Raw genomic sequence first — 25,650 nt, 5'->3', positions numbered from 1 at the left:
TGTGGGAGCGAGCTTGCTCGCGATGGCGGCAGCACATTCAATATGATGTGACTGATAGACCGCTATCGCGAGCAAGCTCGCTCCCACAGTGTTCAAGCTGATCTTCAGATTGGGGGGCAGTGCAGGCAAATGATATGCGGGTCGTCATTCCAATGCGCAAAACGTTCGGCGATCAGCGGGTCGTGGCCGGGGATGACGTGGTCTTCGCTGTCGGCCAGGCGATCGATTTCGCTGAACGCTTCAAGCGACTGCGCCAGGTCATCGATGATCGGAAACGGGCTGCGCTGGCGAATATTGATCCACAAGTGCGCAGCGTCCGAAGCCAGCACGATCCAGCCCCGCTCGGTGTTGACCCGCACCACCTGACTGCCCGGTGTGTGACCGCCCACCGCGTGCAGTGTCACGCCGGGCAGCACCTCGACAGTGCCATTGTGCAAACGCATCCGCCCCTCGAACAGCGGCGGCAGCGCCGACATCACATCCTCGACCTCATAGGTCTTGTTCACCGTGTGATGAGCCATCTTCGGCCCGGTGCAGAAGCGCAATTCCGCTTCCTGCAAATGCACCGTGGCCTTGGGAAACAGCCCCAGGTTGCCGGCGTGATCCCAGTGCAGATGCGTGAGAATCAGGTGCTCGACCCGCGCCGGGTCGATGTCCAGTTGCCGCAGGGAATCTTCCGGCAGGCGATACATCTGACGGTTGCGCCGTTGCGCCGTGGCCGGTTGAAAACAGGTGTCGACCACGATCACTTGGTGCTCGTTGCGAATGACCCAGAAGTAGTAGTCCAGCGGCATCGGCGCATTCGGATCGCCGCAGCAGGCATCGTAGAGGAAGTTCTCCCGGGCGGTGCGCTGCGCGTTGGCGCCGACACGGATGGCGAACACTTCGTACATGGGAACGGACATGGGCACCTCCGGGTTCAGGCGGCTGCGGTGGCTTTGAGGGTCGGACGAAAATCGAAGTCGATCTGCTCGCTGATGCCCAGGTCCTGCGCCAGCTTATGCAGGCCACTGTAGTCGCGCATGATCGTCGCGTTCCTGTTGCTCTCGCGGGTGTCGGCAATGATCAGCGCCGCATCTTCGACCCCAAGCTGCGTGAGGATCGCCTGCCACATCGAGTAGTCCTGGGCGATAAATGCACTCAGCGCCACCGACAGGTTGCGGGCGAAAAACTCCCGCTGTATGGGCTGCATGTTGGCGTACATCACCTTGGCCACCTCGGCCAGCACCTTGCTGTGCGCATATTCGTCGCGGTTGTGCAGTTCGGCCACGCGGCGGTTTTGCGGCTGAATGGTCTGGTCGTCCGCCAGCAGGTCGAGATAGGCATTGACGCTGATCTCGGCCACCACCGCGAAGGTGATCGCCGCCAGGTCGCGCTGCCATGGCTCGGGCAGTTCCTCACGCAGGGCTTTCAGGCGCAGGTAAGTCACCGATGGCGGCAACTCCAGATCCTGGTCCAGTGCGCGATCCAGTTTGGTCCGCTCGATGGCTCGCATGTGCATGAGTGTGTGGTAGTGCTCGTCGATCAGGGTCTGCTGCATCGCCTCGCGAAAATGCCAATCGTCCTTGCCCAGGTACTGATTGGCGATGACGCTCAGCGCCGGGTTCACCACGTGTTCCTCGGCGGTGACGGTGCGCAGGTTGTAGCCGATCCAGCCCCAGGTCACCACCGTGCTTTTGAGCTCGTCGCTCAGGGCCTGGAATTTCGGGTGATGGAAAAACGGCACCATGCACTCCGGGTAATCCGGGCGTGCCGGATCGAACACTTCATTGATCTGGGCCCTGTCCGGCGAACAGACCGCGGCGCGTTTGGTCCAGGCCTGATTGAGCCGCACGATCAGTTGATGATCGACCTGGGCAATCTCGATTGCTGTTTGCATGACGCGATACCTGTAGAACGCGTACCCCGGGGGGGAGGTACGCCGAAAAAGAAGGGCGACGGAAAAATCAGGCCAGCCAGTAGCGGGTCAGGTTGCGCGCCGGGTCAGTGTATCGACTGCGGGCATGAATCATCCGCCAGTTGTCCCAAATCAGCATGCATCCGTCGGGAATCAGCACCGGGATGTTGTGTTCAAGGAAGTACGTTTCGCCGAGCGCGGCAAATCTTGCCAGCGGCGCCGTGCTGTTGGCGACTTGCGATTGCTCCAAGGCCTCCTTGGAAGGATTCACATCGCCGTAGTGAAACTGGTTGTAGCTGAAGCGGAAAATATCGCCGTCCTCGGTGGGTGTCAGGATGTATTCCCTGACCCGGGTTTGCGCCGGTTCGCCGGGCTTGGCGGTGGCGATGAATTCCACCGGAGTGTCGTCGAGCCACTCGCGCAGTTCCGGCTCGGATCGCTCAAGCGACTTCAAGAACTCGTAGCCGTCCACCAGCCCCGTGTGACCGCCACCGCAAGTCGCCTGTTTATGGCAATGCAGCGCCAGGTAACGCGGCGGCGGGCCGTACACCGGCGCTTCGGTGTGCGGGCCGATACCGTTCATGCTCTGGGAGTAGGGCAAGTCCTCGTAGCCCGGCTTGCGGGTGATGGCGAAAGCTATCTGGCCATTGAACTGCGGAATGATCGGGCCGAATTCATGCAGGGTTCCTGCAACATCGTGGGCAAATTCTCCTGGGGTCAGCACCGTCCAGCCACGACTCGACAACTCTTCATGGCGATGGCCCAGCGAAACATAAGGTGTGCACGCAACAATCCCTTGGTCTGACATGGTGAGTTTCCTGGCGGTTTATCAGGCGTTTACGGTTGAGGTGTAAGCGGCGATCAATTCACTGCAGGCGTTGCCCGGTCGGTATCGCTGTTCGTCGATGCTCTGTACCGGGGTGATTTCGGCGGCGGTGCCGGTGAGAAAACACTCGTCGAAGTCGCCCAGTTCCGTGGGCAAGATCGTGCGTTCGATGACCTGGTAATCCAGCGCCCGGGCCAGCTTGATGACGGTCTGGCGGGTAATGCCGTCGAGGAAGCAATCAGGCACCGGCGTATGCAAGGTTCGCCCCTTGGCGAAGAACACGTTGGCGCTGGTGGCTTCGGCGACATGCCCGCGCCAGTCGAGCATCAAGGCGTCGTGATAGCCGTTGTTTTCGGCGTCGTGCTTGCTCAGCGTGGCGATCTGGTAATGCCCGGACGCCTTGGCTTCGAAAGGGCTGCTGCTGGGCGGCGGACGGCGCCACGTGGCGGTCTTCAGGCGGATGCCGGCCATGCGCGCCGCCGGGTCGAAATAGCTCGGCCATTGCCAGCAGGCGATCGCCACGTGCACGGAATTGAAACGCGCCGAAGTGGAAATCATCTCGCTGCCGCGCCAGGCCACCGGGCGCAAATAGCCGTCGTCCACCTGGTTGCGTTGCAGCAGTTGATGGCTGGCCGCTTCCAGCTCGGCGGGTTCGAACGGAATGGCAAAATCCATCAGCTGCGCCGAGCGATACAGCCGCTCGGTGTGTTCGCGCAGCTTGAAGATCTTGCCGTTGTACACGCGCTCGCCCTCATACACCGTGCTCGCGTAATGCAAGCCGTGGGTCAGCACATGCAGGCGCGCCTGGGACCACTCGACGAACTCGCCATCGAGCCAGATCAATCCTTCACGCTGGTCAAACGGGATACCGCTCATGTCCTTGTCTCCCCAATAATTAAGCGTCGTCCTACGCCGTTTGCAGTAGGACCGGTATCAACTCCGGCACCGGCGCCAGCAAATGCTCAGGCTCGGTCTGAAAGAAAAAACCTCGTTCGCCGAAGGCCGGACGCAGCTCGTCGAACCAGGTCGCCTGCGGATCGAAGCGCGCATAGAAGGTACGCAATACCCATTGCGGGTCCCGGGCCTGGAGGAACTGCAACACGAAGACTTTTTCCCCGGCGACGGTCTCGATGCCGTTGATCAAGACCTTGCCGTAGAAGGTGCTCATGGACGGCCCGCGCACCGTACGCGCCAATCCGGACACCGTGCGGTACGCCGCCTGGAAGATCTCGAACGCCCGGGCCAACGGCATCGCGAAGTAGTGGCTGGGGCCGGTGTCGCGCTCGACGAACATGTAATAGGGCACCGCACCGAGCCGTACGCCTTCGGTCCAGAGGTCCGCCCAATCGGCGGGGTTTTCGTTGATATGGCGGATCACCGGCGCCTGCATGCGCAGGGTCGCGCCCGTGGAGCGAATCCGTCCGACAGCCTGCCGGGCGATGTCCTGGCGAATCTCTACCGGGTGGTTGTAGTGGCCCATGATCGACAGGTTTTTACCCGCCGCGACGATCCGCCGGAACAGCTCGAGCAACTCGGCTGCGTCCTTGTCGCTGACAAACCGCTGCGGCCAGTACGCCACCGATTTGGTGCCGATGCGGATGCTCTTGAGATGCGCCAGATCCAGCAGCGGCTCGATGTACCCCGCCAGCGAACGGCTGTTCATGATCAATGGATCGCCACCGGTGATCAGGACGTCGGTCACTTCCGTGTGCACCCGCAGGTAGCTCAGCAGTTCCTGGGATTCCCGTGCGTTGAATTTGAGTTCTTCCTCGCCGATGAACTGCGCCCAGCGAAAACAGAATGTGCAGTAGGCGTGGCAGGTTTGACCGGCACCGGGGAAAAACAGCACGGTCTCACGGTACTTGTGCTGAATGCCTGGCAGGACTTTTCCGTCGAGTGTCACGCCGTTGTGCGTCAGCTGCCCGGCTGGATGGGGGTTCATGCGCAGCCAGATCATCTCGATCCGCCGCTTGATCGCAGCGGCGTCATCCTGCTCGATCAGTTGCTTGAGCGAGGCATACTCATCCGCCAGCAACATGTCCTTGTGGGGAAAGGTCATGCGGAAAATCGGATCGTCCGGGATGTTGTTCCAGTCGATCAGCGTCCCCAGCACGTATTCGTTGGTGCGAAATGGCATGACCCGAGCCACCACCGTCATTGCCTCCTGCAACTCAGGCGTCAGCTTGTGCCAATACGGTGTGTCGCGAATGGTGCGAGCGTTATAGGGTTTGTAGCGTTCGTGCTCCGACAGTCCTTGCATGGCAGCGCTCCTGGTGATTGCCCTGACAGTCGCCTTAAACCACAGCGGGTGCGATGGCCGGCGCTTTGCGCTCTATGTCCATCCATGCCCGAACGCTGTCGCGGTCCCACTGGCGACGGACATACGCCGCGAGTCGCGCCGGGACTTGATCGCCATTGGCGACCAGTCGGTTGAGCATGATCGCCAGGTCGGTGTCGGCAATACTCCAGTCGCCGAAGAGGTGCTCGGCGCCCTCCTCCAGCAAGCGGTCGGCGACGAAGAACAGGCGCTCGACCGCGGCCCTGGCATCGTCGGAAAGCGGCACGTCTTTCTTGCCGAAATACACCAGGTCAAACGGGCGCTCTTTGCGAATCACCAGCAAATCGCTGCGCAGCCAAGCCTGGAGTTGACGGGCCCGGGCGCGCTGCTGGAGGTCTTGGGGGAAGAGTCTTTTATGTCCTGGAGCGAGCTCCTCCAGGTATTCGGCGATGGCGGAAGACTCCGAGAGCGCAAAACCTGCGTGAACTAACGTGGGGATCTTGCAGGTCAGCGAAATATCACGATATATGGCTTGATAGTTCTCTCGCGCCTTTAAATCCAGCGTGACAAATTCAAATGAAAGTTGCTTTTCCTTGAGTGCCACGAACGCTGACATCGCAAAAGCGCTGACAAAATCCGCGCCAACATAGAGTTTAATCCTGTTGCTTTCCATAGAACGCTCCCTTGCACTAAGCACATTAATCCGTTGCATTCCAGGCGATCGTAGTAAGTTGCTCAAGCGCTGAACAGATACAGAAATTATCCGTTTGCATCGATACAGAAAATTCGAAATTGCAAATCGCTTAGGGGGGCATCGAGGGTATGACAGAAAAGAAAAAGGGAGTCCGCGAACGCGGACTCCCTGGTGTGTAACGGAGGGGAAATTACAGCTGGCGGGGGATCAGGCCGACGTTGTCGGTAAAATTGGCGAGCAGCAGCGCCTGGGGCATGTTGCTGATATTGAGCATGGCCAGCGGCTCGGTAGCGCTGGTGTTGAGGAAGCCGTGGCGGGTCCAGGCCGGCACCAGCAGCACGTCACCGCTGCCGACGCGCACTGCCTCGGCATCGCCCAGGGTCAAGGTGCCGTTGCCGCACTGGATGATGAACAGGTGCCACCACGAATGGTCATGGCCATTGAGCTCGGCGCCCGGTATCAACCATTGCATGGACACCGCCATTCCTGGCGTTAACGAGCAGCCATCGAGGCTGTTGTCGTGGGCCAGCGCGACAATATCGACATCGCTGGCCTCAAGGCTCTGGCGCATACCCGTTAGTTCAACATCCTTCCACACCCGTGGCTTGATCGGCTGGCGAACCAGACTTTGACGAAAGTCTTTATATGAAAAGAACGCACCTTGAACGTTATTCATGTTCGGGCTCCAACTTATTCTGCAGAGTTAAGTCGCTCGACCTTAGGCGAACAATTAAGCGCTGTAAAGTCGAACAACTCACACTTATAACGCAGAAGGTCGCAACGCCACGATCATGTCCACTTCTACTGCCGCGTTTTTTGGCAACTGATAAACACCAACGGTCGAGCGTGTATGTTTGCCGGCATCGCCCAGGACGTGACTGAACACATCCGAGGCTCCATTGGCCACTTCACTGAGGTCGACAAAGTCCGCCGTGGATTTCACATACACCGTGATTCTTATCAGCGACTTGATCTTGTCCAGCGAACCGATGGCGTCGACGATCAACGCCAACCCGCGCATCGCGCAGAGGCTGGCGGCCGCTTGCGCATCCGCCATGTCGAGGTCCAGGCCAACCCGCCCGGGGTATTGGATCTCGCCGTTCACGCGCGGCACCATGCCGCTGATATACAACTCGTCGTGGTGGCGGATCAGCGGTGCGTAATGCCCACCTACGCTGTTTTCGCCGTAGATGTCGTAGTCGAATTCCTTCGCCAGTGCGATGAAGCGTTCATCACAGGTCATGTGCTCAATCATTTACCAAACCTCTTGATCAATACTGCAGAAAAACATCGATCCATGACACTCAACACACCACCCTTGCAGATGGCGCAAGGCTGGTGATCCCGATGCTTGATTCGATGGCCTCGGCCAGGCGCAACAGATCATTGCTGAGCTGCCCGTAGTCTTCGTTGAACAACACGATGTGGCCGATAAACGAGAAGTTGTCTTTCACCAGTGCGCTGACCGAATCACCGATGCGTTTGCTCACCACCGCCTCCACCAGATCAATGTTCAGCGAGCGGGCCACGGACTGAATGTCCGGTACATCTCGCAAGATGCCGCCAGTGGTCGCCCGGAGCAGGCGTATGCCGCAGTAGCCACGAGGCACCGGCGTCTGGCTATCGACCTGGCCTTCCACGGCCCAGCGCACCCAACGCTCCCACGGGTCGAAATCGACGAACGCCTTACGCGCCAGGTCCCAGATGTGCATGCCACCAGGGCGCATGTTGGTTTCCACGGCCGAGGTGCGATGATTGGCCCTGTAGAACACTTCGTTGTGCCAGGCTCCGTTGTCCTGGGAAACCAACCCCGCCATGTGCCGGCCGGCAGCCATCAGTCGCGCCTGCACCTCAGGCGTCAACGGTGCGGGCACCACTTGCTGGATCTCAGCGCGGTAGGCACCTTCGGTGGTGGTTTTTTCGGTGATCCAGGTACTTCCGGCGGCATAGTCCCAGCTGTATTCCCGGGCATTCTGGATCAGCTCTTCGAGCACGATGCCGCCCTCGCGATAGGGCTTGAGCGCTTGCCACGCCTCATCGCATTCGGACGGGTGCCGGATGACCCGGCAGCCTCGACTGGCACCTTCGCAGGCCGGCTTGATGAACGCCTTGCCGCCCAGTTCGATCACGCGCTGACGCAGTTCCGGCAGGCTCTCGATACGGCTGGAAACCACCGGCCGGTAATCTTCGGGAGCCGCGGTGGCCGACGCTTCGAGCTGGCGGAAAATCTGTTTGTCCAACCCTGCCCGGGCTTCGACGGGAGAAATACCGGGCAAGCCGAAATGACTCGCCAGCGCTGCACCGAGCAACACGCCACGGTCAGAAAACGGCAGCACGCCGATCAGTTTCCAGCGATCGGCTTTCAGGCACCCCACCACCACCTCGAGGGAGGCCGCAACGTCCTGCTCGGCCAGCGAAGTGCTGCAGACGTGATCCGCCACCTGGTCGTCATCGGGCTGGACCTGCTCGACCAGCAGGATCAGCCTGGCGTCGTATAGCGACTTGCACAGGTCGCGCAGCTTCTGGATATCGTGGACCCGACTGCCGTTGTACCCCACCACTACTACGCATGAAGTCGTATTCATAATGTCCCCGACCTGCAAAGTGAAAACCGAAACAGCGATGACTCAGTCATGCAACGACGCAATTGATCGACGGTTGAGCCAGTACCAGACCAGGATCCCGCCAGCGCCGATGGCCGCCAGTACCAACGCGTTGTAAGGCGGTGGCGCGACCCGCATGATCAACACGGTCAACCCTGCGCCGACGCCCAGGGACACTTCCTTGACGAACATGTTGTTCTGCTTGACCGAGAAGTAATCGAGGTGACTGAAGGCGCACTCGGCGATGGACAGCAGTGCCACCCAGATCAGCGCGCCGACCAGGGTGTCGACGTGGAACGCGGCAGGCGAAGACAGCACGGCAAAACCGCCGACAATGATTGCGATCACCGTCAGCACCTTGAAGCGCCCGGTGCTCTCGATCAGTTTCATGACCGGTACTTGCGCGAAGACCACCACGGCGCTGTTGAGGATCAGCATCAGGCCATACCAGGCCGGCAGCTCGCCGGTCTTCAGCAGGATCGCTTGCGGCAGGATCGAGAACACACCGAACAGCTTGATGCCCATGATGACGCCGGCGATGACCCACGGCAGCTTGTTGCGCCAGCCGCTACCTTCCTGGCTGGCGGGACGGGCAACCACGGGGTCGCAGGTGAAGGTCGCGCCCATGGCGATAGGCAGGCACAACAGGACGAAACTGGCGGCGCCGAGGAAGAACATGGTCGGGGTCAGCAACGGCGACAGCAGGATCAGCCCTGCCAGCAGGCTGCCCATGTTCATGGCGACGCGGTTGTAGGCGGCGCCCTCCTTGGTCTGGGCCGCTTCGCTCTTGATCAGGTAGCCGGCAATCGCAATGCCGTAGGCAAACAACGCCGCGGCAAACATGACCACACCCTGGTTGCTGGTGACCGCCAGCAATACCAGCCCGAGGGCGGCGCACAGCAGTGTGACGCTCAAGGAGCGGCGACCGAGTACCAGCAACGTCAACGGCAATAGCAGCAACAAGGCCCGATAACCCAGGGCCAGGATGCTGTTGGTGGCGGTATCGAGCCAGACGTTGGCCTTGCCCAGCACCGCGAACAGCGACACGGCAGTGATGATCCGGATGCTGAACAACCGCAGGTTGATCACCGGTTTGGCCACGACGACCGTTGTTTCGACACTCATGCAACACCTCACGAACCTGGTATCGATCGACCGATATAGGTCAATCATCCAGAAAGTCTGTAAGGCGATGGTAGAAAGAGATGCTTGTCTTGATCAGAGCAAGTTCGTATAGAATCAAACGAACTTTACTGCCGGAGAGACCAGTAAAATGCAGGCTAAGCGAGCAGTGATCGCCGCTATCGAGTTCCAACCGGGTGTGCCGCTGGTGCAGCAGATCGTCGATCAGTTGTCGGTGGCGATCAGCAAGGGCGGCCTGCCCCACGGCTCAAGGCTGCCACCGATTCGCGAACTCTCCGACCTGATGCACGTGGGCAAGTCCACGGTGGTCGACGCCCTCGACCGCTTGCGCGCCAAGGGGCTGGTGGTATCACGCCAGGGCTCGGGGCATTACGTGCACCGTTCCAGCAGCACCGTCCAGGTCCACGCCGGCCCGGACCTGCTGCCCCAGGACACGCTCAGCGTGGTCCGCCGCGCGGTGCTGCTGGACAACGGCGCGCTGCGCCCGGGGGCCGGTTTTCTGCCATCCTCGTGGCTGCCTGCCGAAGAATTGCTCAAAGCCGTGCGCGGCACACTTCGCGCGACAACCCTGCGCATGGGCGAATACGGTAACGCCAGCGGTTACCTGCCACTGCGCCAGGCCTTGCGGGTCAAGATGTCGACCCTGGGCATCGAAGCGCCGGTGGACCAGATCATCACCACCGCCAACACCGTACAAGCCATCGACATGCTGATGCGCCTGCTGGTCAAACCCGGCGACACGGTGCTGCTCGATGACCCCTGTTACTTCACGATGCACACCAATCTGGCCTGGCACGGCGCCAAGGTCATCACCATCCGCCGCGATTGTGACGGCATGGACCTGGATGCCCTGGAGCAGTTGCTGATCGCCCACCGTCCCGTGCTCTACATGACCAACAATGCCCTGCACAACCCGACCGGGCACTCGTTCACCTCGGCGCAGGTTTACCGCTTGCTGGAGTTGAGCCATCGCTACAATTTCCACATCCTCGAAGACGATTTGTACTGCGACATGCAGCAACGCCGGACGCCGCGCCTGGCCGCGAGCGGGCTGGACAATGTCTCTTACGTCTCGGGGTTCTCCAAAACCCTGACCGCCAACAGCCGCGTCAGCTTCGCGGTGCTGTCACCGCAACTGGCCGCGCGGATGGTGACCCTGAAAATGGCCTGCGGTGGTATGACCTCGGAAATGGCCGAACAGATTATCTGCACGATGCTCAGCGACGGCAGCTATGCCAAACACATGCGCCGCACCGTGGATCGACTCTATGAGTCGAACAGTCGGGTGGCAGCGTGGCTGGGCGAAGCCGGGTGTTCGGTATCTTCGCTGCCAGGGGAAGGGCTGTATATCTGGACTCGACTGCCGGAGGGATTCAAAGCCGAGTGCCTGGCCAGAAAGGGTCTGGAAATAGACCTGGTTTTGGCGCCGGGAACCTTGCTCAGCAAGGCGGCGGATGCCAATCAGTTTCTGCGGTTCAACGTGGCACACAGTGATCACGTGCAGGTGCGGGAGCGGTTATTCCGGTTGCTGGACAAGCCACACAAATAACCGACCGCCACCAATCCCTGTGGGAGCGAGCCTGCTCGCGAAGGGGCCGTCACATCCAGCATCAATGTTGCCTGACACACTGCTTTCGCGAGCAGGCTCGCTCCCACAGGGGTTGCGGTGTCCAAACGCATCCCGGCCAGCACATGGCCACGATTGTGTAATCCGATACCCACACGCTAACTTCGACCCGTCGCTGCCAATTCAGCGACCGGGCCTGAGAACTCGAACTTGATACAGGAACAATTGGAGTTCTCCTTATGCATGCCAGCTGTCCGTTCAAAATTAATTCTCTTGGACTCAGCACCTCTCGACCAGCATCCCCAAGACCTCGAAACCATCGGCCTCACCCCTTTCTCCTATCACGCCAATCAACCGCTATACCGCATCAACCGCGGCGTCCCAATCATCCAGGCCCTCTCCCACGCCTCCGACCTGCTCCACCTCGCCAAACTGCTCGCCTCAGACGCCGCCATGGTCCGTGACTCCGACCGACACGCCTGGGCCTCGCATTTTTTGCAGGACATGAGCAAGGCAATCATCGATGACGTGGTGAAGGTGCTCGATGCACCGTGCAACAACCGCGCGTAAATGAAAAAGCCCCACCATTCTCTCGAAGGGAGGGGCTTTACGCTGCAGGCCGTTACAGCCTTTGGACCAAACGATGCGACCTCTTCGCTGCAACCAGCGCTCAGGAAAACATGGCACGTTGCTCAGCTTCGTAATGCCGGGTCTGGAAAGGCATGAGGGCTTGGGCTTTTAGGCCGAGGCCCTCACTCAACCCCCAAGAGACAGCGAGCTCATCACGGCGTCGACGCAATGGCGTGACGGCTTGTAGCTTCACGTTTAGCACGGAAGTCGAATGTGCAAAAAGCTCGAGGACATTGAGAGTTTCCGACACCCGGAGATCGGATAAGCAAGTAAATCGAGTGAATCGCTCGAGCAGATAGCCCGCGCGCCGAACCTCCACTTCGTCAGAATGACGATTCAAAAAAGCGCTGACCTCGCTTTCAAGATTTGAGTCCGAGTACCAAACAGCTTTGGCGGCGCTCACCAGGGCAGCGTCATCCGCTTGATTCAAAGGTCTTTTTACCAGCGTGTCCAAGGCGGATGAGAGGACGTGGCCGCTATAGGGCTTCCTCATCGGTGCTCTCCAGATAATCATGCAAAATATTCGTAAGGACGGAGATTGGTGGCTCCTTGTTGCCAACATATACATCAATCGCCTGCAATGCCAGTCGACGAAACTCGGTAGTCAGGCCAGCCCTGAGAAGTGCCTTGATATCACCAATGTCCTGATCGGTCGCTCTGCCCAGCTTCGAGATGGCAATGTCGACAGGTGCCGCGATATGAAGGTGCAGCGGAGACTTAACAGGGAACTCTGTTAAGGGAAGGCTCCGTTCCCAATAGTCCTCATGAATTGGGCCAAAACTGGTGTTGTATTGCAGGTCGTAGTTCAGCTCCATCAATCGACCGGATCGCTCATCAACAAACTGCTCGGGTATCTCTGCGAGCAGGGTTTGTAAGTGAAGACCTTCGGGAACATTAGCCTCATAAATCTCTGCATCGACGTCGGTGGAAACGCGATGATGGGTATAAAGGTGAACAGCGCTGCCACCGAACAGGATAATTTTGACCGCCCCTGGTCCTGCGTCCTCAAGCTCCAGTTCCGCTTCGACAGATTTGAACATCGAAATCAAAGCCTGCCCCAACGCTGTATCCGTATTAATACGCGGGGTGATTACCTCTGGCAGTTCCATCGTAGATCCTCTGGGATGCTTGTAATAACGGCATCCCGAGGCTAGAGAGGCGACTTCCGACCCTCAACCTGAAAAACTCGTGGGAAATTTCAGGAAAATCCGTAGGCATTTTTTCCGTCGACGACGTGCTGGAGCTCACAGACAGGCGCACTTATTTTTTGGGCTTGGCCGCATTTTTTCTTAAGCGGGCCAAGAAAATCTTAATTCCTTGGGATTTTCTCAATTTTTTCTTAAGCGGACAGATATCGCATCCGGCTCTTAATCCGCGTCGTGGCCATCGCGAGCAGGCTCGCTCCCACAGGGAATCGGGGCTGTACTCAACATTGGCTGCAACACAGATCCACTGTGGGAGCGAGCCTGCTCGCGATGGCGGCAACTCGGTCCACCAGAAAGCCCCCAACAAAAAGCCCCGCTCTTCTCTCGAAGGCGGGGCTTTTCTTTACAGCATCCGACGCTTAAGGCGCGTACGTCAGCAGCAACTCGGCCGGCACTTTGAAGTCCAGGGACATCATCACGCTCAACGCGGTAATGGTGAAGATCGAGAACACGAACAGCTTGCGTGCCCAGACCGTGTCATCCACTGCCTTGTAGCCGGTCCAGGCCATGTACAGCCAGTACATGCCCATGGCCGCGGCGACGGCGAGGTAGCTCATGCCGGCGTAGCCGCTGAAGGTCAGCATCAAGGTCGCCACGAGGAAGGCCAGGATGTAGATCAGAATGTGCTTCTTGGCCACCTGGATTCCGCGCTTCACTGGCAGCACCGGGATCGATGCGGCCAGGTAATCGTTGAAGCGGAAGATCGCGATGGCGTAGGAATGCGGCATCTGCCACAGGCTGAACATCACCAGCAGGGTCAGAGCGGCCATGTCGAAGGTGTTACTCACCGCGACGTAGCCGATCACCGGCGGCATGGCGCCCGACAGGCTGCCCACCAGCGTGCCGTGAACCGACTTGCGCTTGAGGTACAGGCTGTAGAAGCCGACGTAGATCACGAAGCCGATGACTGCGAACAGCGCGGCCAACGGGTTGGCCACCTTGTACAACAGCGCAACGCCGGCGACACCCAGGACGGTCGCATAGATCAGGGCCAGTTTCAGGGAGATCAAGCCCTGCACCAGCACCCGGTTCTTGGTGCGTTCCATCTTGATGTCGATGTCGCGGTCGATGCAGTTGTTGAACACGCAACCGGAGGCAACCACCAGGGACGTGCCGATCATGGCGGCCAGGAAGATGGCCAGATCGACATGCCCTTTGGAGGCCAGGAAGAATCCGCCTGCCACAGAAAGCACGTTACCGAAAATGATCCCCGGTTTGGTGATTTGGATAAAGTGCTTGAGGGACATGCGGACTTACCTCACTTCGCCATCATGAACGTGTGGATGCTGAACATGATCCACAGCGACAGGCCAACCAGCAGGACGATCACGATCGCGGCGAACACAAACGCAATCACGTTGTTACGCTGCGCGGCCGAACGGTCCAGGTGCAGGAAGTACACCAGGTGCACCAGCACCTGGACGATCGCGAACGCGAGGACGATCAACAGGGTGATCGACTTCGGCAGCGTCGGGTACATCACCAGACCGAATGGAATGACGGTCAGGATCACCGACAGGATGAAGCCGATGGCGTACGACTTGTAGCTGCCGTGACCGGCGTCGTCGTGGCCATTGTGGGAATGTGCGTTAGCCATTTACATAGTCCCCATCAGGTATACAACGGTGAATACGCAGATCCACACGACGTCCAGGAAGTGCCAGAACAGGCTCAGGCAGCTCAGGCGGGTCTTGTTGGTCGACGTCAGGCCATGCTTGTTGACCTGGTACATCATGATCGCCATCCAGATCAGACCGCTGGTCACGTGCAGACCGTGGGTACCGACCAGGGTGAAGAACCCGGACAGGAAGCCGGAACGGCTAGGGCCGTAGCCTTCGGAGATCAAGATGTGGAACTCGTTGATCTCCATGCCGATGAAGCCCAGGCCGAACAGGAAGGTCATGCCCAACCAGCCCAGCACCTGCTTCTTGTTGCCACGGAAGAACGCCAGCATGGCGAAGCCGTAGGTGATCGAACTGAACAGCAGCAGAGCGGTTTCGCCCAGTACGTAAGGCAGTTCGAAGATGTCGTGGCCCGACGGGCCACCCGCTACGTTGTTAACCAGTACCGCGTACACCGCGAAGATCGACGCAAACAGAATGCAGTCGGTCATCAGGTAGAGCCAGAAACCGTATACGGTCATCTCGCCCGAGTCGTGGTGGTGGTCATCGTGCCCATGGTCACCATGGGCGTGTCCAACATTGGTCACTAAGTTCGACATGGTTTAAGCCTGTTCCAACGAGGTTTCAACACGGGTGGCGGTGGCCGGGATTTTCCCTGCCGCTACCAGACGCTTGTGCTGCTCGGCTTCGATGCGCTCGATCACGTCGACCGGCACCATATAGCCTTGATCATCACGGGCCGCGTGGATCGCGAAGTAGACGACAGTGCCTACAAGGCTCGCGATCGCCAGCCACCAGATGTGCCAGATCATTGCGAAACCGAACACGGTCAGCAGAGCACCCATGACCACACCGGTGGCGGTGTTGTTTGGCATGTGGATCGGCTCGTACCTGGCCGGAGCCTTGTACGCGGTGCCGTTTTCCTTGGCTTCGGTGAACGGGTCGACGCAGTCGGCTTTCGGCAGCACGGCGAAGTTGTAGAACGGTGGTGGCGACGAGGTCGACCATTCCAGAGTGTGGGCATTCCACGGGTCGCCGTGTTCGCACATGTTCTCTGGCTTTTTACGGTCGCGCACACTGACGTACAGCTGGATCAGTTGGCAGGCGATACCGACAGCGATCATCACCGCACCGAACATGGCGACGTACAGGTACGGCACCCACTCAGGGTTGGTGGTGGCGTTCAGACGACGGGTCATGCCCATGAAGCCCAGTGCATAGAGCGGCATGAATGCGACGAAGAAGCCCGAGATCCAGAACCAGAACGCTGCTTTACCCCAGCCTTCGTGCAGCTTGAAGCCGAACGCTTTCGGGAAGTAGAACGCGAAACCTGCGATGTAGCCGAATACCGCGCCGCCGATGATCACGTTGTGGAAGTGCGCGATCACGAACAGGCTGTTGTGCAGAACGAAGTCAGCACCCGGAATGGCCAGCAGTACGCCGGTCATGCCGCCGATGGCGAAGGTCACCATGAAGCCCAGGGTCCACAGCACCTGGCTGGTGAAACGCAGACGACCCTGGTAGATGGTGAACAGCCAGTTGAACAGCTTCACACCCGTCGGGATGGAAATCAGCATCGTCGCCAGACCGAAGAAGGCGTTGACGCTGGCACCCGAACCCATGGTGAAGAAGTGGTGCAGCCAAACCATGAAGCCCAAGACCGAGATCGCGCCCGAAGCGTAGATCATCGACTTGTGGCCAAACAGTTTCTTGCCGGTGAACGCCGAGATGACTTCCGAGAAAATGCCGAACGCCGGCAGGATCAGGATGTAAACCTCAGGGTGACCCCAAGCCCAGAACAGGTTGACGTACATCATCGGATTGCCACCAAGTTCATTGGTGAAAATGTGGAAATCCATGTAACGGTCAAGCGTCAGCAGTGCCAGGGTAGCGGTCAGGATCGGGAACGAAGCCACGATCAGGACGTTGGCCCAGGTGCAGGTCCAGGTGAAGATCGGCATGTCCATCAGCTTCATGCCAGGGGTACGCATTTTCAGCACGGTGGCCAGGAAGTTGACCCCCGTCAGCGTCGTACCTAGCCCGGATAGCTGTAGTGCCCAGATGTAGTAATCCATCCCCACGCCCGGGCTGTATTGCAGGCCCGACAGCGGCGGATAGGCAACCCAACCGGTCTTGGCGAATTCGCCGACGCCCAGGGACAAGTTGATCAGCACCACGCCGGAAACCAGCAGCCAGAAGCTCAGGGAGTTCAGGAACGGGAAGGCAACGTCACGCGCGCCGATCTGCAGCGGCACTGCAAGGTTCATCAGGCCGGTGAAGAATGGCATCGCCATGAAGATGATCATGATCACACCGTGGGCGGTGAAGATCTGGTCATAGTGTTCAGGTGGCAGGTAGCCAGGCGAACCCTCGGTGGCCATGGCCAGCTGGGTACGCATCATGATGGCGTCGGCAAAGCCGCGCAGCAGCATGACCATGGCGACGATGATGTACATCACGCCGATTTTCTTGTGGTCGACCGAAGTCAGCCACTCGGTCCACAGATAGGTCCACTTCTTGAAGTAAGTGATACCCGCGAACAGTGCCAGACCACCGAGCGCGATCATGGCGATGGTTATCATCACGATCGGTTCGTGGAACGGGACCGCTTCCCAACTTAATTTACCAAACATCGTTTACTCCTCTGCCCCGGCAGCTGAATGCGAGTTCATGTCCGTAGCGGCCACTTCTTTCTCTTTCTTCTCGTGCTTGACCTTCGGGCCTGGTTTCATGCCTTCGTACTTGTCGACGATGGTCTGGAACAGGTTCGGCGTCACCGAGGAGTAGAGCTCGACTGGGTTGTTCTGGCTCTGCTTGGAAAGGGCTGCGTATTCAGCTTGTTCAAGCTGTTTAGGTGCCTTTTTGACTTCACTTACCCAGGCGTCGAAATCTTCCTGGGAAGTAGCGATCGCTTTGAATTTCATACCGGTGAAACCGGCGCCGCTGTAGTTGGCGGAGATGCCGTCCATTTCAGCGTTGCGGTCGGCGATCAGGTGCATTCTGGTCTGCATGCCCGCCATCGCGTAGATCTGGCCGCCCAGGCCCGGGATGAAGAACGAGTTCATCACGGCGTCGGAGGTGATCTTGAAGTTGATTGGCGTGTGCGCCGGGAACACGATCTTGTTGACCGTGGCGATGCCTTGTTCCGGGTAGATGAACAGCCACTTCCAGTCCAGTGCGACCACTTCGATGGTCACAGGCTTGACGTCGGATTCGATCGGACGATACGGGTCCAGCTCGTGGGTCGACTTGTAGGTGATGTAACCCAGGGCGATGATGATCAACACCGGAACAGTCCACACCGCGATCTCGATCTTGGTGGAGTGGTTCCATTTAGGCGTGTAGGTCGCCTTGGTGTTGGACGCGCGGTATTTCCAGGCGAACAGGAAGGTCATCACGATGACCGGAACCACGACCAACAGCATCAGCAGCGTTGCGGTGATGATCAGGTTTCGCTGTTCCAGGCCAACCTGGCCCGTGGGATTGAGCAAGGTCATGTTGCAGCCTCCCAGCAACAACGTGCCGAGCAGCGGCAATAAGCCTAGTAGTCTGGGGTACCTGTTTTTACTCATCTCACGACCTCTAAAGCAGCTTGCGCAATGCAGTTGGGTTTTGATCGCCAACACTTCACCCTGCCAAGGGTTGGCATTTTTCTTGGATTGAATAAGGGCTTGCCCGTCGAGCGTCAGAGGCGTTTCGACAAATCCTGGGCCAGCGGTGAGTTCTTATTCGAATTCGTGGTCAAAGGCCTTGTTACAGCCCAATTCCATTTGGTGCGGATAGTTGGAGGCACCGACACCTGGGCGTCGCATGAAGCTAAAAGGCTTCTCGACACCCTCTTGCCACTCATGCATCAGAGCCAGGGTGAGCAGTGCCGGGAATTCAGTGCGGGCGATTGTAGATATGTAGCGTTTTATAAACCATGTCTTATCCCGAAATAATTTTTATCCCAGCCCGCAACAATCCTGACCCAATTCTGTAAAAGTGGCGCATCTTATCGAAATTGATTCGCAACAAAAACACCAAAAATAGTAGGTCTACCACCCGCAATACAGACAGTATCGATGGCACGGCAACGACCCTCTAACCCGCCCTAGCCCCGATATGACAAGGGCTCTGGCAAATCGCCACAACCTGTTAAAACTGTCTGCTCCCTTGCGACCCGGCTAAAATCCGGCGACGCACATACACGCCAATTTCATTGCAGGAGGTTGCACCAATCCGGCACTCGAAAGCGCGCTGCGACACTCGCGATGTGACAACATGTCGCACACTTGTCACACCCCTGATTGCCGCGCATCACGGTCTTTTCACCTGGCCCCTGAAATGCAAAAACGCCCCGGCCCTCTCATCGAGGACCGGGGCGTTTTGTGTCTATCGCAGTAATGCAGCCGATGACTTCAGCGCAGCGCCTTGCGATTGCGCATCGTCAGCAACGGTACCAGCACCACCACCAGCACGAAGGCCAGCAGCGCCCACTGCGCCAGGGACAACCCCAGGATTGGCGGGTACGGCGTGGAGCAGAAACCGTCGACCTGGAAGCCCAGCGGGAAGATCTTCGCCAGCGGCAAGCCGTCGACTATCGGCTGCAGCACATCGATCCCGCAACTGACGGCCGGATAGAACTGCGTGTAGACGTGATGCCCAGCCACCCCGACACCTGCCAGAGCACAAATCACCACCAGGGTCTCCAGCACCGTGATGCTGCGACGCGTACGCATGGCCGCACCGATGAAAGCGAAGAGCGCGATCAACAGCAGTGCGTAACGCTGCAGGATGCACAACGGGCACGGGGCCTCGCCCAAAACCACCTGCATGTACAACGCACCGCCGATCAGCGCCAGGCAGATGATGCCCAACAGCACCAGGTAGCGCCGTTCACGGCCCAGACGCATCGTTTCCTCGCTCATCGTGTTTCCCTTTTGACTATCGATTGCCCGCCAGTTTACACGCTGGCCCTCACCTTTGAGAGCCTGGCGCGTGCAAGCGGGTATCGTGGGAATAGACGACAGATCGGTTAAGAAGACATTAACTGTAACGACCCTGGCCCCTCAAACTCGGCCTGCAACAACTTCACAAACGCCTCACGAGCCGGGTGCCGACCTGCGTTCTCGTGCCAGTAAAAAAGGTTGTCGATGCTCGTCAGTTCCGGGAATTCATATCCTTGGCAACCTGCACTGAGACAGTACTGCTCATAGATTCCACGGGGCACCAGCGAAACACCGGCACCGGCACTGACACAGCCAACGATGGTGCCATAGCTGGCGATGCTGACGATCGGCTGCACCTGGTCATGACGTAACAGCCACTGTTCCAGCGCGAAGCGGTACGGGCAGCCCGGCGGCCACATGAAAATGGCCTTGCCCTGCAGATCCGCGGCCTGGCGCAAAGGCCCATGAGAGGCGGACGCGATAAGAATCAGATCTTCGCGGTACATCACCTCCCGCTTCAGTCCCGGGCGCTCAACGTTCACCGCCACGAATGCCCCATCGAGCCGACGATGTTGGGTGTCGTCGAGTAATTGAGCCCAGGTGCCGGTGCTCAACTCCAGCAGCACCTTTGGGTAAAGCTCGTGGTATTTGGCCAATAACCGAGGCAAGCGTCCCGTGGCACTGGACTCGATGGCACCAATGCGCAGAGGACCGCTCGGCGCACTGCCGGGGGCCAATGCCCTGCGCGCTTCCTCGGCCAGGCCGAGGATTTTCGTCGTGTAATCCAGAAACACCTCCCCGGCGGGAGTAATCCGCAACCCTCGGCCGTCGCGGAAAAACAGCGCAGTACCGAGCTCACGCTCCAGAGACTTGAGGCGTGCGGTGATATTGGACGGCACGCAGTGCAGCACCTCGGCCGCGCGCGCGATGCTGCCGAGGTGGTGAACCGTATTGAACATGCGCAGTTGGGACAATTCCATAGCTCACCCAAAGTGAATACTTGAGTCAGTTTAAGTCACTTGTAGTGAGTTCAGATGATTTTGATAATTCGAGTGTGAGCCCTTCACTGAAATCATCACACTTTGGAAAATCAGGAAGTTTTATGGATTTTATTCAGCGCAAAATCCAGCCCCTCGCCGAAAGGCCTGGCGTAAAAATCGTCTTGGCGACGTTTTTTGTCATCCTTTGCTGGGCCTATTCGCCCACTGGAATCCACATCGGTTTAGAGGCTTACGAGCCCGGTCATTTGGCGCTGATTCGCTTTCTCATCGCCTCGACGTTCATGGCCGGGGTCGCATGGGTGATGCGTATTTCCCTGCCCCGCCTAAAAGACCTGCCGCTGTTGGCTCTGCTGGGATTCTTTGCTGTCAGCCTGCACCACATCGCCCTCAACTACGGCCAACGAGGCGTGAGCGCCGGCGCCTCCAGCGTACTTGCACAATCCACGCCGCTGTTCAGCGCGTTGCTGGCGCATTTCGTTTTCAAGGAGCGGGTCAACCGCTGGCAATGGATCTGCGTGCTAGGCGGCTTGCTCGGTGCCGCTGTCGTGGTCACTGGTGATCGTGGTTTTGGTGAGTTGAATGCGCACGGGTTGCTGATCCTGCTGGCGGCATTGTCCTGGAGTTTCTATTTCGCCATGCAAAAAAGCCATTCCCATCGCTACAACGGGCTGACGATGGTGTGTTACACCATTTGGTCAGGCACCCTCCTTCTACTTGTGTACGCACCGGGGCTGTGGAGCGAAGTGCAGAAAGCCTCGACTTCGGTCAATCTGGCGGTGCTCATCCTGGGCATTTTCCCCAGTGCCCTTGCGTACCTGGCCTGGGCATACGTGCTGGCGCACAGCAAAGTCAGCCGCGCTTCCATTTCGCTTTACCTGATACCGCCCACAGCCATGCTAATGGCCTCGGTGGTTCTGGCTGAAAGCCCTTCGATCATGGTCATCATCGGGATGGTCATCGTGCTGGCGAGCGTACTTGCCCTGAACCTGGAACCATCGAAAGTCTCGGGAATCTGCAGCGCAGTAGGGCTTTCGCGAGAAAGCCCCGGGAGCGATTGATCAGTCGCCGTAGATATCAGACTTGAAGTACTGCTGCGAAATCTTCTGGTACTCGCCACTGGCGCGAATCCCGTCGATAGCGGTGTTCAGATCCGATACCAGCTCGGTGTTGCCCTTGCGTACCGCAATCCCGGCGCCCTCGCCCACGTATTTCGGGTCCTTGAGCTCCGGCCCGGCAAACGCATAGCCCTTGCCGCGCGGCATCGCCAGGAAGTCGTTGAGTGGAATGGTGTCGGCAAAGATGGCATCGAGGCGACCGGCTGCCAGGTCCATGTAGATCTCTTCGTTGTTGCTGTAGCGCTTGACGTTGATGCCTTTGGGTTCAAAGACTTCGGTCGCGTAACGGTCGGTGGTGGTCGCCCGTTGCACGCCAACCGTCTTGCCCTTGAGGCTGGCGTATTGATCATCCACGACCGCGCCTTCCTTCATGACCAGGCGCGATGAGGTGAAGTAATACTTGTGGGTGAAGTCCACCGACTTCTTACGGTCTTCGTTGATAGTCATCGACGACAGCGCCATGTCGATTTTCTTCACTTTCAAGGAAGGAATCAGGCCGTCGAACTCGCCCTCGACCCACACGCACTTGACCTTCATCTGCGCGCACAGGGCATTGCCGATGTCGTAGTCGAAACCCACGATCTCGCCTTTGTCGGTCTTGGAGGCGAACGGCGGGTAGGCCGCTTCGATGCCGATGCGCAGGGTTTTTTCGGCGGCAAACAGGCTGCTGCACGCCAACAGGCTCAGGGCCAGACCAGTGATGAGGGGGAATTTCTTCATGTTCGTTCTCTCGCGGGTTGTTGTTGGTTTGGCAAGACAGAAGAAGAGCAGAAACGGGGGGAAGCCTTTTTTTGTACTTATAAATCCATACTGGACTTTTATGTATTGACAGTCAATTGGACGTGCGCTGTTAAATCAGCCTCTGGTCGGGAGGTGAGTCGAGAGAAAATCGGGTGTTGCAGATGGCCCCTTCGCGAGCAGGCTCGCTCCCACATTTGAACTTCATGAACACACATTCTGTGTTCGACAAAAATTCCCTGTGGGAGCGAGCCTGCTCGCGAAGGCGTACTTGCAGAAGCCGCAGGAATTACTGCTTCCAGCGATCCGCCGCCGCATGATCACTGTCACGCCCCTCGACCCATCGCGGACCGTCACTGGTGTTTTCCTTCTTCCAGAACGGGGCACGGGTTTTCAGGTAGTCCATGACAAAGGCGCAGGCGTCGAACGCCGCCTGGCGGTGGGCGCTGGCGGCGCCGACGAAGACGATGGGTTCGCCGGGCTCCAGGGCACCGATGCGATGCAGCACCTCCAGCTTGAGCAAGGGCCAGCGCTGCTCGGCCTCGATGGCGATCTTGCCGAGGGCTTTTTCGGTCATGCCCGGATAGTGCTCGAGGAACATCCCGGCGACATCCAGGCCATCATTGAAGTCGCGTACATAACCGACAAAACTCACCACCGCCCCGACGCCGACATTGGCATCGTGCATGGCATTGACTTCGACGCCGGGATCGAACGCGGTCGATTGAACGCGAATGGCCATGTCTCAGCCCCCGGTCACGGTGGGGAAAAACGCCACTTCATCGCCATCGCTGATCGGTTCGTCGAGCTGGCACAGGTCTTCGTTGCGCGCACACATCAGGTTCTGCTCGCTCAACACCTCGGCGCCGTCACGTCCGGCCAGCAGGGCACGAACGTCGTCGACCGTGGCGAACTCGCCGGCAACCTTGAGCGAATCCACGCCCAGCGCTTCACGGTAACGGGCAAAAAACTTCACGGTGACGTTCATGGCTGTTCTGCCTGGAAATGCCCGCTCTTGCCGCCGACCTTCTCCAGCAGGCGCACGCTTTCGATGGTCATGCCGCGATCCACGGCCTTGCACATGTCATAGATAGTCAAAGCGGCGACACTGGCAGCAGTCAGAGCCTCCATCTCGACCCCGGTCTGCCCGGACAACTTGCAGCGCGCCACGATGCGTACGCTGTCCTCGCCTTCGGCACTGAGTTCGACCTTGACCCCGGTCAGCATCAACGGATGGCACAGGGGAATCAGATCGCTGGTTTTTTTCGCCGCCTGAATGCCGGCAATGCGGGCCACGGCGAACACATCGCCCTTGGGATGCCCGCCACTGACAATCATTTGCAAGGTTTCGGGCAGCATGCGCACCAGCGCTTGGGCCGTCGCTTCACGGAACGTCACGGCTTTTTCGGTGACGTCGACCATGTTGGCGCGGCCTTGGGAATCGAGATGAGTCAGCACGGGGTTACTCCTGATCAGGAATCTCGATTGTAAACCTGTGGGTCAATTTTTCGCACGCGAGATTATCGGATCACCACAGATCACTGTGGGAGCGAGCCTGCTCGCGAAGGCGTATCAGGCACCTCTGTGTCGACTGACACACCTTCGCGAGCAGGCTCGCTCCCACAGTGGGGGATTGTGTCGGGCACATAAAAAACCGGGCGGCTTTGGGGCCGCCCGGTTTGGGTGAAGGTTTACAGATGCGTTTCGGCGTATTCGGCCAGAATCGAACGTGGCACCCCTTGCAGGGTGATGTGCACCCCGTTGGGGAAGTCCTTGAAACGTTCCGTCAGGTACGTCAGCCCGGAGCTGGTCGCGGACAGGTAAGGGGTGTCGATCTGCGCCAGGTTGCCCAGGCACACCACTTTGGAGCCGGCACCGGCACGGGTGATGATGGTTTTCATCTGGTGCGGTGTAAGGTTCTGGCATTCATCGATCAGGATCAGGCTCTGCTGGAAGCTGCGGCCACGGATGTAGTTGAGGGATTTGAACTGCAACGGCACTTTGCTGAGGATGTAGTCGACGCTGCCATGGGTGCTTTCGTCATCCATGTGCAAGGCTTCGAGGTTATCGGTGATGGCGCCCAGCCAAGGCTCCATTTTTTCCGCTTCGGTGCCGGGCAGGAAGCCGATTTCCTGGTCCAGGCCTTGCACGCTGCGGGTGGCGATGATGCGGCGGTAGCGCTTGCTGACCATGGTCTGCTCGATGGCCGCGGCCAGCGCGAGGATGGTTTTACCGGAGCCTGCGGCACCGGACAGGTTGACCAGGTGGATGTCCGGATCGAGCAAGGCATACAGCGCCAGGCTCTGATAGATGTCACGCGGCTTCAGGCCCCAGGCTTCCTGGTGCAGCAGCGGTTCCTGGTGCAGGTCCAGGATCAGCAACTTGTCTTCCTCGATCTCCTTGATCCAGCCGACGAACCCTTGCTCATCGATGATGAACTCGTTGATGTGCACCGCCGGCAGGTTGTCGATCAACTGCACCTGGTGCCAGGTGCGACCGTGGTCCTGACGGGTCTCGACCTTGCTCACCCGGTCCCAGAAGGAGCCGGTCATGTTGTGATAGCCGTTGGGCAGCAGCGATACGTCATCGACCAACTGGTCGGTGCTGTAGTCCTCGGCCGCGATCCCGCAGGCACGGGCCTTGAGGCGCATGTTGATGTCTTTGGTGACCAGCACCACGGGCTTCTTCGGCTCGCGTGCGTGCAGGTCGATCAGCTGGTTGATGATTCTGTTGTCGTTCAGATGCTCAGGCAGAATGATGTGGGGGTCGGCCTGCTTGCTCATCAGAATTGACAGCAAGCCCTTCGGACCGCTCTTGCCCCGCTGGATCGGCACGCCCTGCTCGACGTCCTCGGGTGAGGCATCGCCCAGGGTCTTGTCGATCAGTCGGATGGCCTGGCGACATTCGGCGGCAACGCTGTGATGCCCGCTCTTGAGCTTGTCGAGTTCCTCAAGCACGGTCATCGGGATCGCGACGTGGTGTTCTTCGAAGTTAAGCAGCGCGTTTGGATCGTGAATCAATACGTTGGTATCGAGTACATAAAGGATTGGCTGGTTGGAAGAAGAGCTACGTCCGTGATCATCCATACTCGGTCACCTTTGTCAGAGCCAGTGGACGCAATACCTTGGCGGTGCTGCGCCTCGAAGTGACTACCGAATACACCTGCGGGGACTCAAGTGTTCTGCCTACATGCGGGGTCTTGGAAGACGCCACCTGTGTTGCAGGTTTCGGCGGTCTGTCTTCGTAATACTCCAAAACACATGACAGAAAAAAGCACTTTGACGCTTTTTTGAAGTTTATTTTTCAGAATGACCAATAACACTTGGCGGACTGCCATCACCCGTTTACAGTCAGAAGTCAACCTGCAGCAAAATCCCCTCTAAAATAGACGTTCACCCAA

27 protein-coding genes are annotated in these 25,650 nt (G+C 58.6%); 3 read left to right on the top strand and 24 right to left on the bottom strand.

Going from position 1 to position 25,650, the window contains the following annotated elements:
• Positions 1-104: 104 nt before the first annotated feature.
• The 10 genes from ACA054_RS04880 to ACA054_RS04835 form a co-directional block, all read right to left on the bottom strand.
• Positions 105-905, bottom strand: coding sequence for an N-acyl homoserine lactonase family protein (locus tag ACA054_RS04880; protein ID WP_497688424.1), 801 nt, complete (start codon positions 903-905; stop codon positions 105-107).
• A 14-nt stretch (positions 906-919) separates the two neighbouring features.
• Positions 920-1,879 (bottom strand): diiron oxygenase, encoded by a 960-nt coding sequence (locus tag ACA054_RS04875; protein WP_497688423.1) that lies wholly within the window; start codon positions 1,877-1,879, stop codon positions 920-922.
• A 67-nt stretch (positions 1,880-1,946) separates the two neighbouring features.
• Positions 1,947-2,705, bottom strand: a complete 759-nt coding sequence (locus tag ACA054_RS04870; protein WP_497688422.1) for a TauD/TfdA family dioxygenase — start codon at positions 2,703-2,705, stop codon at positions 1,947-1,949.
• Between the two features lie 21 nt (positions 2,706-2,726).
• The gene (locus ACA054_RS04865; protein ID WP_497688421.1) at positions 2,727-3,599 is read right to left on the bottom strand and encodes a branched-chain amino acid aminotransferase; all 873 of its coding nucleotides are present in this window, start codon (positions 3,597-3,599) and stop codon (positions 2,727-2,729) included.
• A 31-nt stretch (positions 3,600-3,630) separates the two neighbouring features.
• Positions 3,631-4,983: a KamA family radical SAM protein gene (locus ACA054_RS04860; RefSeq protein WP_497688420.1), complete on the bottom strand. Its 1,353-nt coding sequence runs from the start codon at positions 4,981-4,983 to the stop codon at positions 3,631-3,633.
• Between the two features lie 34 nt (positions 4,984-5,017).
• Complete coding sequence (gene yfcF, locus ACA054_RS04855) at positions 5,018-5,674, bottom strand: glutathione transferase (RefSeq protein ID WP_497688419.1); 657 nt, start codon at positions 5,672-5,674, stop codon at positions 5,018-5,020.
• Between the two features lie 211 nt (positions 5,675-5,885).
• A complete protein-coding gene (locus ACA054_RS04850; protein WP_497688418.1) occupies positions 5,886-6,371 on the bottom strand; it encodes a cupin domain-containing protein in 486 nt (161 codons plus the stop codon).
• Between the two features lie 84 nt (positions 6,372-6,455).
• Positions 6,456-6,950, bottom strand: a complete 495-nt coding sequence (locus ACA054_RS04845; RefSeq protein ID WP_497688417.1) for a RidA family protein — start codon at positions 6,948-6,950, stop codon at positions 6,456-6,458.
• A gap of 49 nt (positions 6,951-6,999) precedes the next feature.
• Positions 7,000-8,280, bottom strand: coding sequence for an ATP-grasp domain-containing protein (locus tag ACA054_RS04840; protein WP_497688416.1), 1,281 nt, complete (start codon positions 8,278-8,280; stop codon positions 7,000-7,002).
• Between the two features lie 42 nt (positions 8,281-8,322).
• Entirely contained in the window at positions 8,323-9,423 is a 1,101-nt protein-coding gene (locus ACA054_RS04835; protein ID WP_497688415.1) for an MFS transporter, read from the bottom strand.
• A 148-nt stretch (positions 9,424-9,571) separates the two neighbouring features.
• Here ACA054_RS04835 and ACA054_RS04830 point away from each other — a divergent pair, with 148 nt between their 5' ends.
• Positions 9,572-10,990 (top strand): aminotransferase-like domain-containing protein, encoded by a 1,419-nt coding sequence (locus ACA054_RS04830; protein ID WP_497688414.1) that lies wholly within the window; start codon positions 9,572-9,574, stop codon positions 10,988-10,990.
• Positions 10,991-11,281: 291 nt separating this feature from the next.
• A complete protein-coding gene (locus ACA054_RS04825) occupies positions 11,282-11,578 on the top strand; it encodes a DUF3077 domain-containing protein (RefSeq protein ID WP_497688413.1) in 297 nt (98 codons plus the stop codon).
• Between the two features lie 100 nt (positions 11,579-11,678).
• Here the strand turns inward: ACA054_RS04825 and ACA054_RS04820 are convergent, their stop codons facing one another.
• The 9 genes from ACA054_RS04820 to ACA054_RS04780 all read right to left on the bottom strand — a co-directional run bounded on the left by ACA054_RS04820 (position 11,679) and on the right by ACA054_RS04780 (position 20,376).
• A complete protein-coding gene (locus tag ACA054_RS04820) occupies positions 11,679-12,131 on the bottom strand; it encodes a hypothetical protein (protein WP_497688412.1) in 453 nt (150 codons plus the stop codon).
• Positions 12,115-12,747 carry a DUF6036 family nucleotidyltransferase gene (locus tag ACA054_RS04815; RefSeq protein WP_497688411.1) on the bottom strand — a complete coding sequence of 211 codons (633 nt, stop codon included), beginning with the start codon at positions 12,745-12,747 and terminating at the stop codon, positions 12,115-12,117. The genes ACA054_RS04820 and ACA054_RS04815 overlap by 17 nt, the downstream gene beginning before the upstream one ends.
• A 455-nt stretch (positions 12,748-13,202) precedes the next feature.
• Positions 13,203-14,090 (bottom strand): heme o synthase, encoded by an 888-nt coding sequence (gene cyoE / locus ACA054_RS04810; protein ID WP_150754930.1) that lies wholly within the window; start codon positions 14,088-14,090, stop codon positions 13,203-13,205.
• An 11-nt stretch (positions 14,091-14,101) separates the two neighbouring features.
• A complete protein-coding gene (gene cyoD, locus ACA054_RS04805) occupies positions 14,102-14,440 on the bottom strand; it encodes a cytochrome o ubiquinol oxidase subunit IV (protein ID WP_497638040.1) in 339 nt (112 codons plus the stop codon).
• Complete coding sequence (locus ACA054_RS04800) at positions 14,441-15,064, bottom strand: cytochrome o ubiquinol oxidase subunit III (protein ID WP_497688410.1); 624 nt, start codon at positions 15,062-15,064, stop codon at positions 14,441-14,443.
• 3 nt (positions 15,065-15,067) lie between these two features.
• Positions 15,068-17,098, bottom strand: a complete 2,031-nt coding sequence (gene cyoB, locus ACA054_RS04795) for a cytochrome o ubiquinol oxidase subunit I (RefSeq protein WP_497688409.1) — start codon at positions 17,096-17,098, stop codon at positions 15,068-15,070.
• A gap of 3 nt (positions 17,099-17,101) precedes the next feature.
• The gene (gene cyoA, locus ACA054_RS04790; RefSeq protein ID WP_497638037.1) at positions 17,102-18,037 is read right to left on the bottom strand and encodes a ubiquinol oxidase subunit II; all 936 of its coding nucleotides are present in this window, start codon (positions 18,035-18,037) and stop codon (positions 17,102-17,104) included.
• An 828-nt stretch (positions 18,038-18,865) separates the two neighbouring features.
• On the bottom strand, positions 18,866-19,375 hold the full coding sequence (locus ACA054_RS04785) for a disulfide bond formation protein B (protein ID WP_497688408.1): 510 nt from the start codon (positions 19,373-19,375) through the stop codon (positions 18,866-18,868).
• Positions 19,376-19,482: 107 nt separating this feature from the next.
• On the bottom strand, positions 19,483-20,376 hold the full coding sequence (locus ACA054_RS04780) for a LysR family transcriptional regulator (protein WP_497688407.1): 894 nt from the start codon (positions 20,374-20,376) through the stop codon (positions 19,483-19,485).
• A gap of 122 nt (positions 20,377-20,498) precedes the next feature.
• Here ACA054_RS04780 and ACA054_RS04775 point away from each other — a divergent pair, with 122 nt between their 5' ends.
• Entirely contained in the window at positions 20,499-21,455 is a 957-nt protein-coding gene (locus ACA054_RS04775) for a DMT family transporter (RefSeq protein ID WP_497690244.1), read from the top strand.
• Here ACA054_RS04775 and ACA054_RS04770 read toward each other — a convergent pair whose 3' ends face one another.
• The 5 genes from ACA054_RS04770 to ACA054_RS04750 form a co-directional block, all read right to left on the bottom strand.
• Entirely contained in the window at positions 21,456-22,232 is a 777-nt protein-coding gene (locus tag ACA054_RS04770) for an ABC transporter substrate-binding protein (protein WP_497688406.1), read from the bottom strand. It abuts the gene before it with no gap.
• A 307-nt stretch (positions 22,233-22,539) separates the two neighbouring features.
• Positions 22,540-22,992, bottom strand: coding sequence for a molybdopterin synthase catalytic subunit MoaE (gene moaE, locus ACA054_RS04765; RefSeq protein WP_497688405.1), 453 nt, complete (start codon positions 22,990-22,992; stop codon positions 22,540-22,542).
• Between the two features lie 3 nt (positions 22,993-22,995).
• Positions 22,996-23,238, bottom strand: a complete 243-nt coding sequence (gene moaD / locus ACA054_RS04760) for a molybdopterin converting factor subunit 1 (protein ID WP_497688404.1) — start codon at positions 23,236-23,238, stop codon at positions 22,996-22,998.
• On the bottom strand, positions 23,235-23,708 hold the full coding sequence (gene moaC / locus ACA054_RS04755) for a cyclic pyranopterin monophosphate synthase MoaC (RefSeq protein WP_008080206.1): 474 nt from the start codon (positions 23,706-23,708) through the stop codon (positions 23,235-23,237). Before moaC ends, moaD begins: the two co-directional genes overlap by 4 nt.
• Before the next feature lie 233 nt (positions 23,709-23,941).
• Complete coding sequence (locus tag ACA054_RS04750; protein WP_497688403.1) at positions 23,942-25,336, bottom strand: PhoH family protein; 1,395 nt, start codon at positions 25,334-25,336, stop codon at positions 23,942-23,944.
• Between the last annotated feature and the right edge of the window lie 314 nt (positions 25,337-25,650).

This window comes from Pseudomonas sp. LBUM1653 (assembly GCF_059716115.1).
Note: the sequence above shows the minus strand (reverse complement) of the source record. Positions and strands in the feature narration are given on the sequence as shown.

Excerpts from the sequence above, each read along its gene's own strand:
- ACA054_RS04880 (WP_497688424.1), bottom strand. The coding sequence starts at position 905 with ATGTCCGTTCCCATGTACGAAGTGTTCGCCATCCGTGTCGGCGCCAAC.
- ACA054_RS04815 (WP_497688411.1), bottom strand. The coding sequence starts at position 12,747 with ATGGAACTGCCAGAGGTAATCACCCCGCGTATTAATACGGATACAGCG.
- ACA054_RS04780 (WP_497688407.1), bottom strand. The coding sequence starts at position 20,376 with ATGGAATTGTCCCAACTGCGCATGTTCAATACGGTTCACCACCTCGGC.
- moaD (WP_497688404.1), bottom strand. The coding sequence starts at position 23,238 with ATGAACGTCACCGTGAAGTTTTTTGCCCGTTACCGTGAAGCGCTGGGC.
- cyoA (WP_497638037.1), bottom strand. The coding sequence starts at position 18,037 with ATGAGTAAAAACAGGTACCCCAGACTACTAGGCTTATTGCCGCTGCTC.
- ACA054_RS04860 (WP_497688420.1), bottom strand. The coding sequence starts at position 4,983 with ATGCAAGGACTGTCGGAGCACGAACGCTACAAACCCTATAACGCTCGC.
- yfcF (WP_497688419.1), bottom strand. The coding sequence starts at position 5,674 with ATGGAAAGCAACAGGATTAAACTCTATGTTGGCGCGGATTTTGTCAGC.
- cyoE (WP_150754930.1), bottom strand. The coding sequence starts at position 14,090 with ATGTCCCTCAAGCACTTTATCCAAATCACCAAACCGGGGATCATTTTC.
- ACA054_RS04770 (WP_497688406.1), bottom strand. The coding sequence starts at position 22,232 with ATGAAGAAATTCCCCCTCATCACTGGTCTGGCCCTGAGCCTGTTGGCG.
- ACA054_RS04850 (WP_497688418.1), bottom strand. The coding sequence starts at position 6,371 with ATGAATAACGTTCAAGGTGCGTTCTTTTCATATAAAGACTTTCGTCAA.
- cyoB (WP_497688409.1), bottom strand. The coding sequence starts at position 17,098 with ATGTTTGGTAAATTAAGTTGGGAAGCGGTCCCGTTCCACGAACCGATC.
- ACA054_RS04875 (WP_497688423.1), bottom strand. The coding sequence starts at position 1,879 with ATGCAAACAGCAATCGAGATTGCCCAGGTCGATCATCAACTGATCGTG.
- ACA054_RS04845 (WP_497688417.1), bottom strand. The coding sequence starts at position 6,950 with ATGATTGAGCACATGACCTGTGATGAACGCTTCATCGCACTGGCGAAG.
- ACA054_RS04840 (WP_497688416.1), bottom strand. The coding sequence starts at position 8,280 with ATGAATACGACTTCATGCGTAGTAGTGGTGGGGTACAACGGCAGTCGG.
- ACA054_RS04870 (WP_497688422.1), bottom strand. The coding sequence starts at position 2,705 with ATGTCAGACCAAGGGATTGTTGCGTGCACACCTTATGTTTCGCTGGGC.
- ACA054_RS04800 (WP_497688410.1), bottom strand. The coding sequence starts at position 15,064 with ATGTCGAACTTAGTGACCAATGTTGGACACGCCCATGGTGACCATGGG.
- ACA054_RS04775 (WP_497690244.1), top strand. The coding sequence starts at position 20,499 with ATGGATTTTATTCAGCGCAAAATCCAGCCCCTCGCCGAAAGGCCTGGC.
- ACA054_RS04835 (WP_497688415.1), bottom strand. The coding sequence starts at position 9,423 with ATGAGTGTCGAAACAACGGTCGTCGTGGCCAAACCGGTGATCAACCTG.
- ACA054_RS04830 (WP_497688414.1), top strand. The coding sequence starts at position 9,572 with ATGCAGGCTAAGCGAGCAGTGATCGCCGCTATCGAGTTCCAACCGGGT.
- moaE (WP_497688405.1), bottom strand. The coding sequence starts at position 22,992 with ATGGCCATTCGCGTTCAATCGACCGCGTTCGATCCCGGCGTCGAAGTC.
- ACA054_RS04750 (WP_497688403.1), bottom strand. The coding sequence starts at position 25,336 with ATGGATGATCACGGACGTAGCTCTTCTTCCAACCAGCCAATCCTTTAT.
- ACA054_RS04865 (WP_497688421.1), bottom strand. The coding sequence starts at position 3,599 with ATGAGCGGTATCCCGTTTGACCAGCGTGAAGGATTGATCTGGCTCGAT.
- cyoD (WP_497638040.1), bottom strand. The coding sequence starts at position 14,440 with ATGGCTAACGCACATTCCCACAATGGCCACGACGACGCCGGTCACGGC.
- ACA054_RS04820 (WP_497688412.1), bottom strand. The coding sequence starts at position 12,131 with ATGAGGAAGCCCTATAGCGGCCACGTCCTCTCATCCGCCTTGGACACG.
- ACA054_RS04785 (WP_497688408.1), bottom strand. The coding sequence starts at position 19,375 with ATGAGCGAGGAAACGATGCGTCTGGGCCGTGAACGGCGCTACCTGGTG.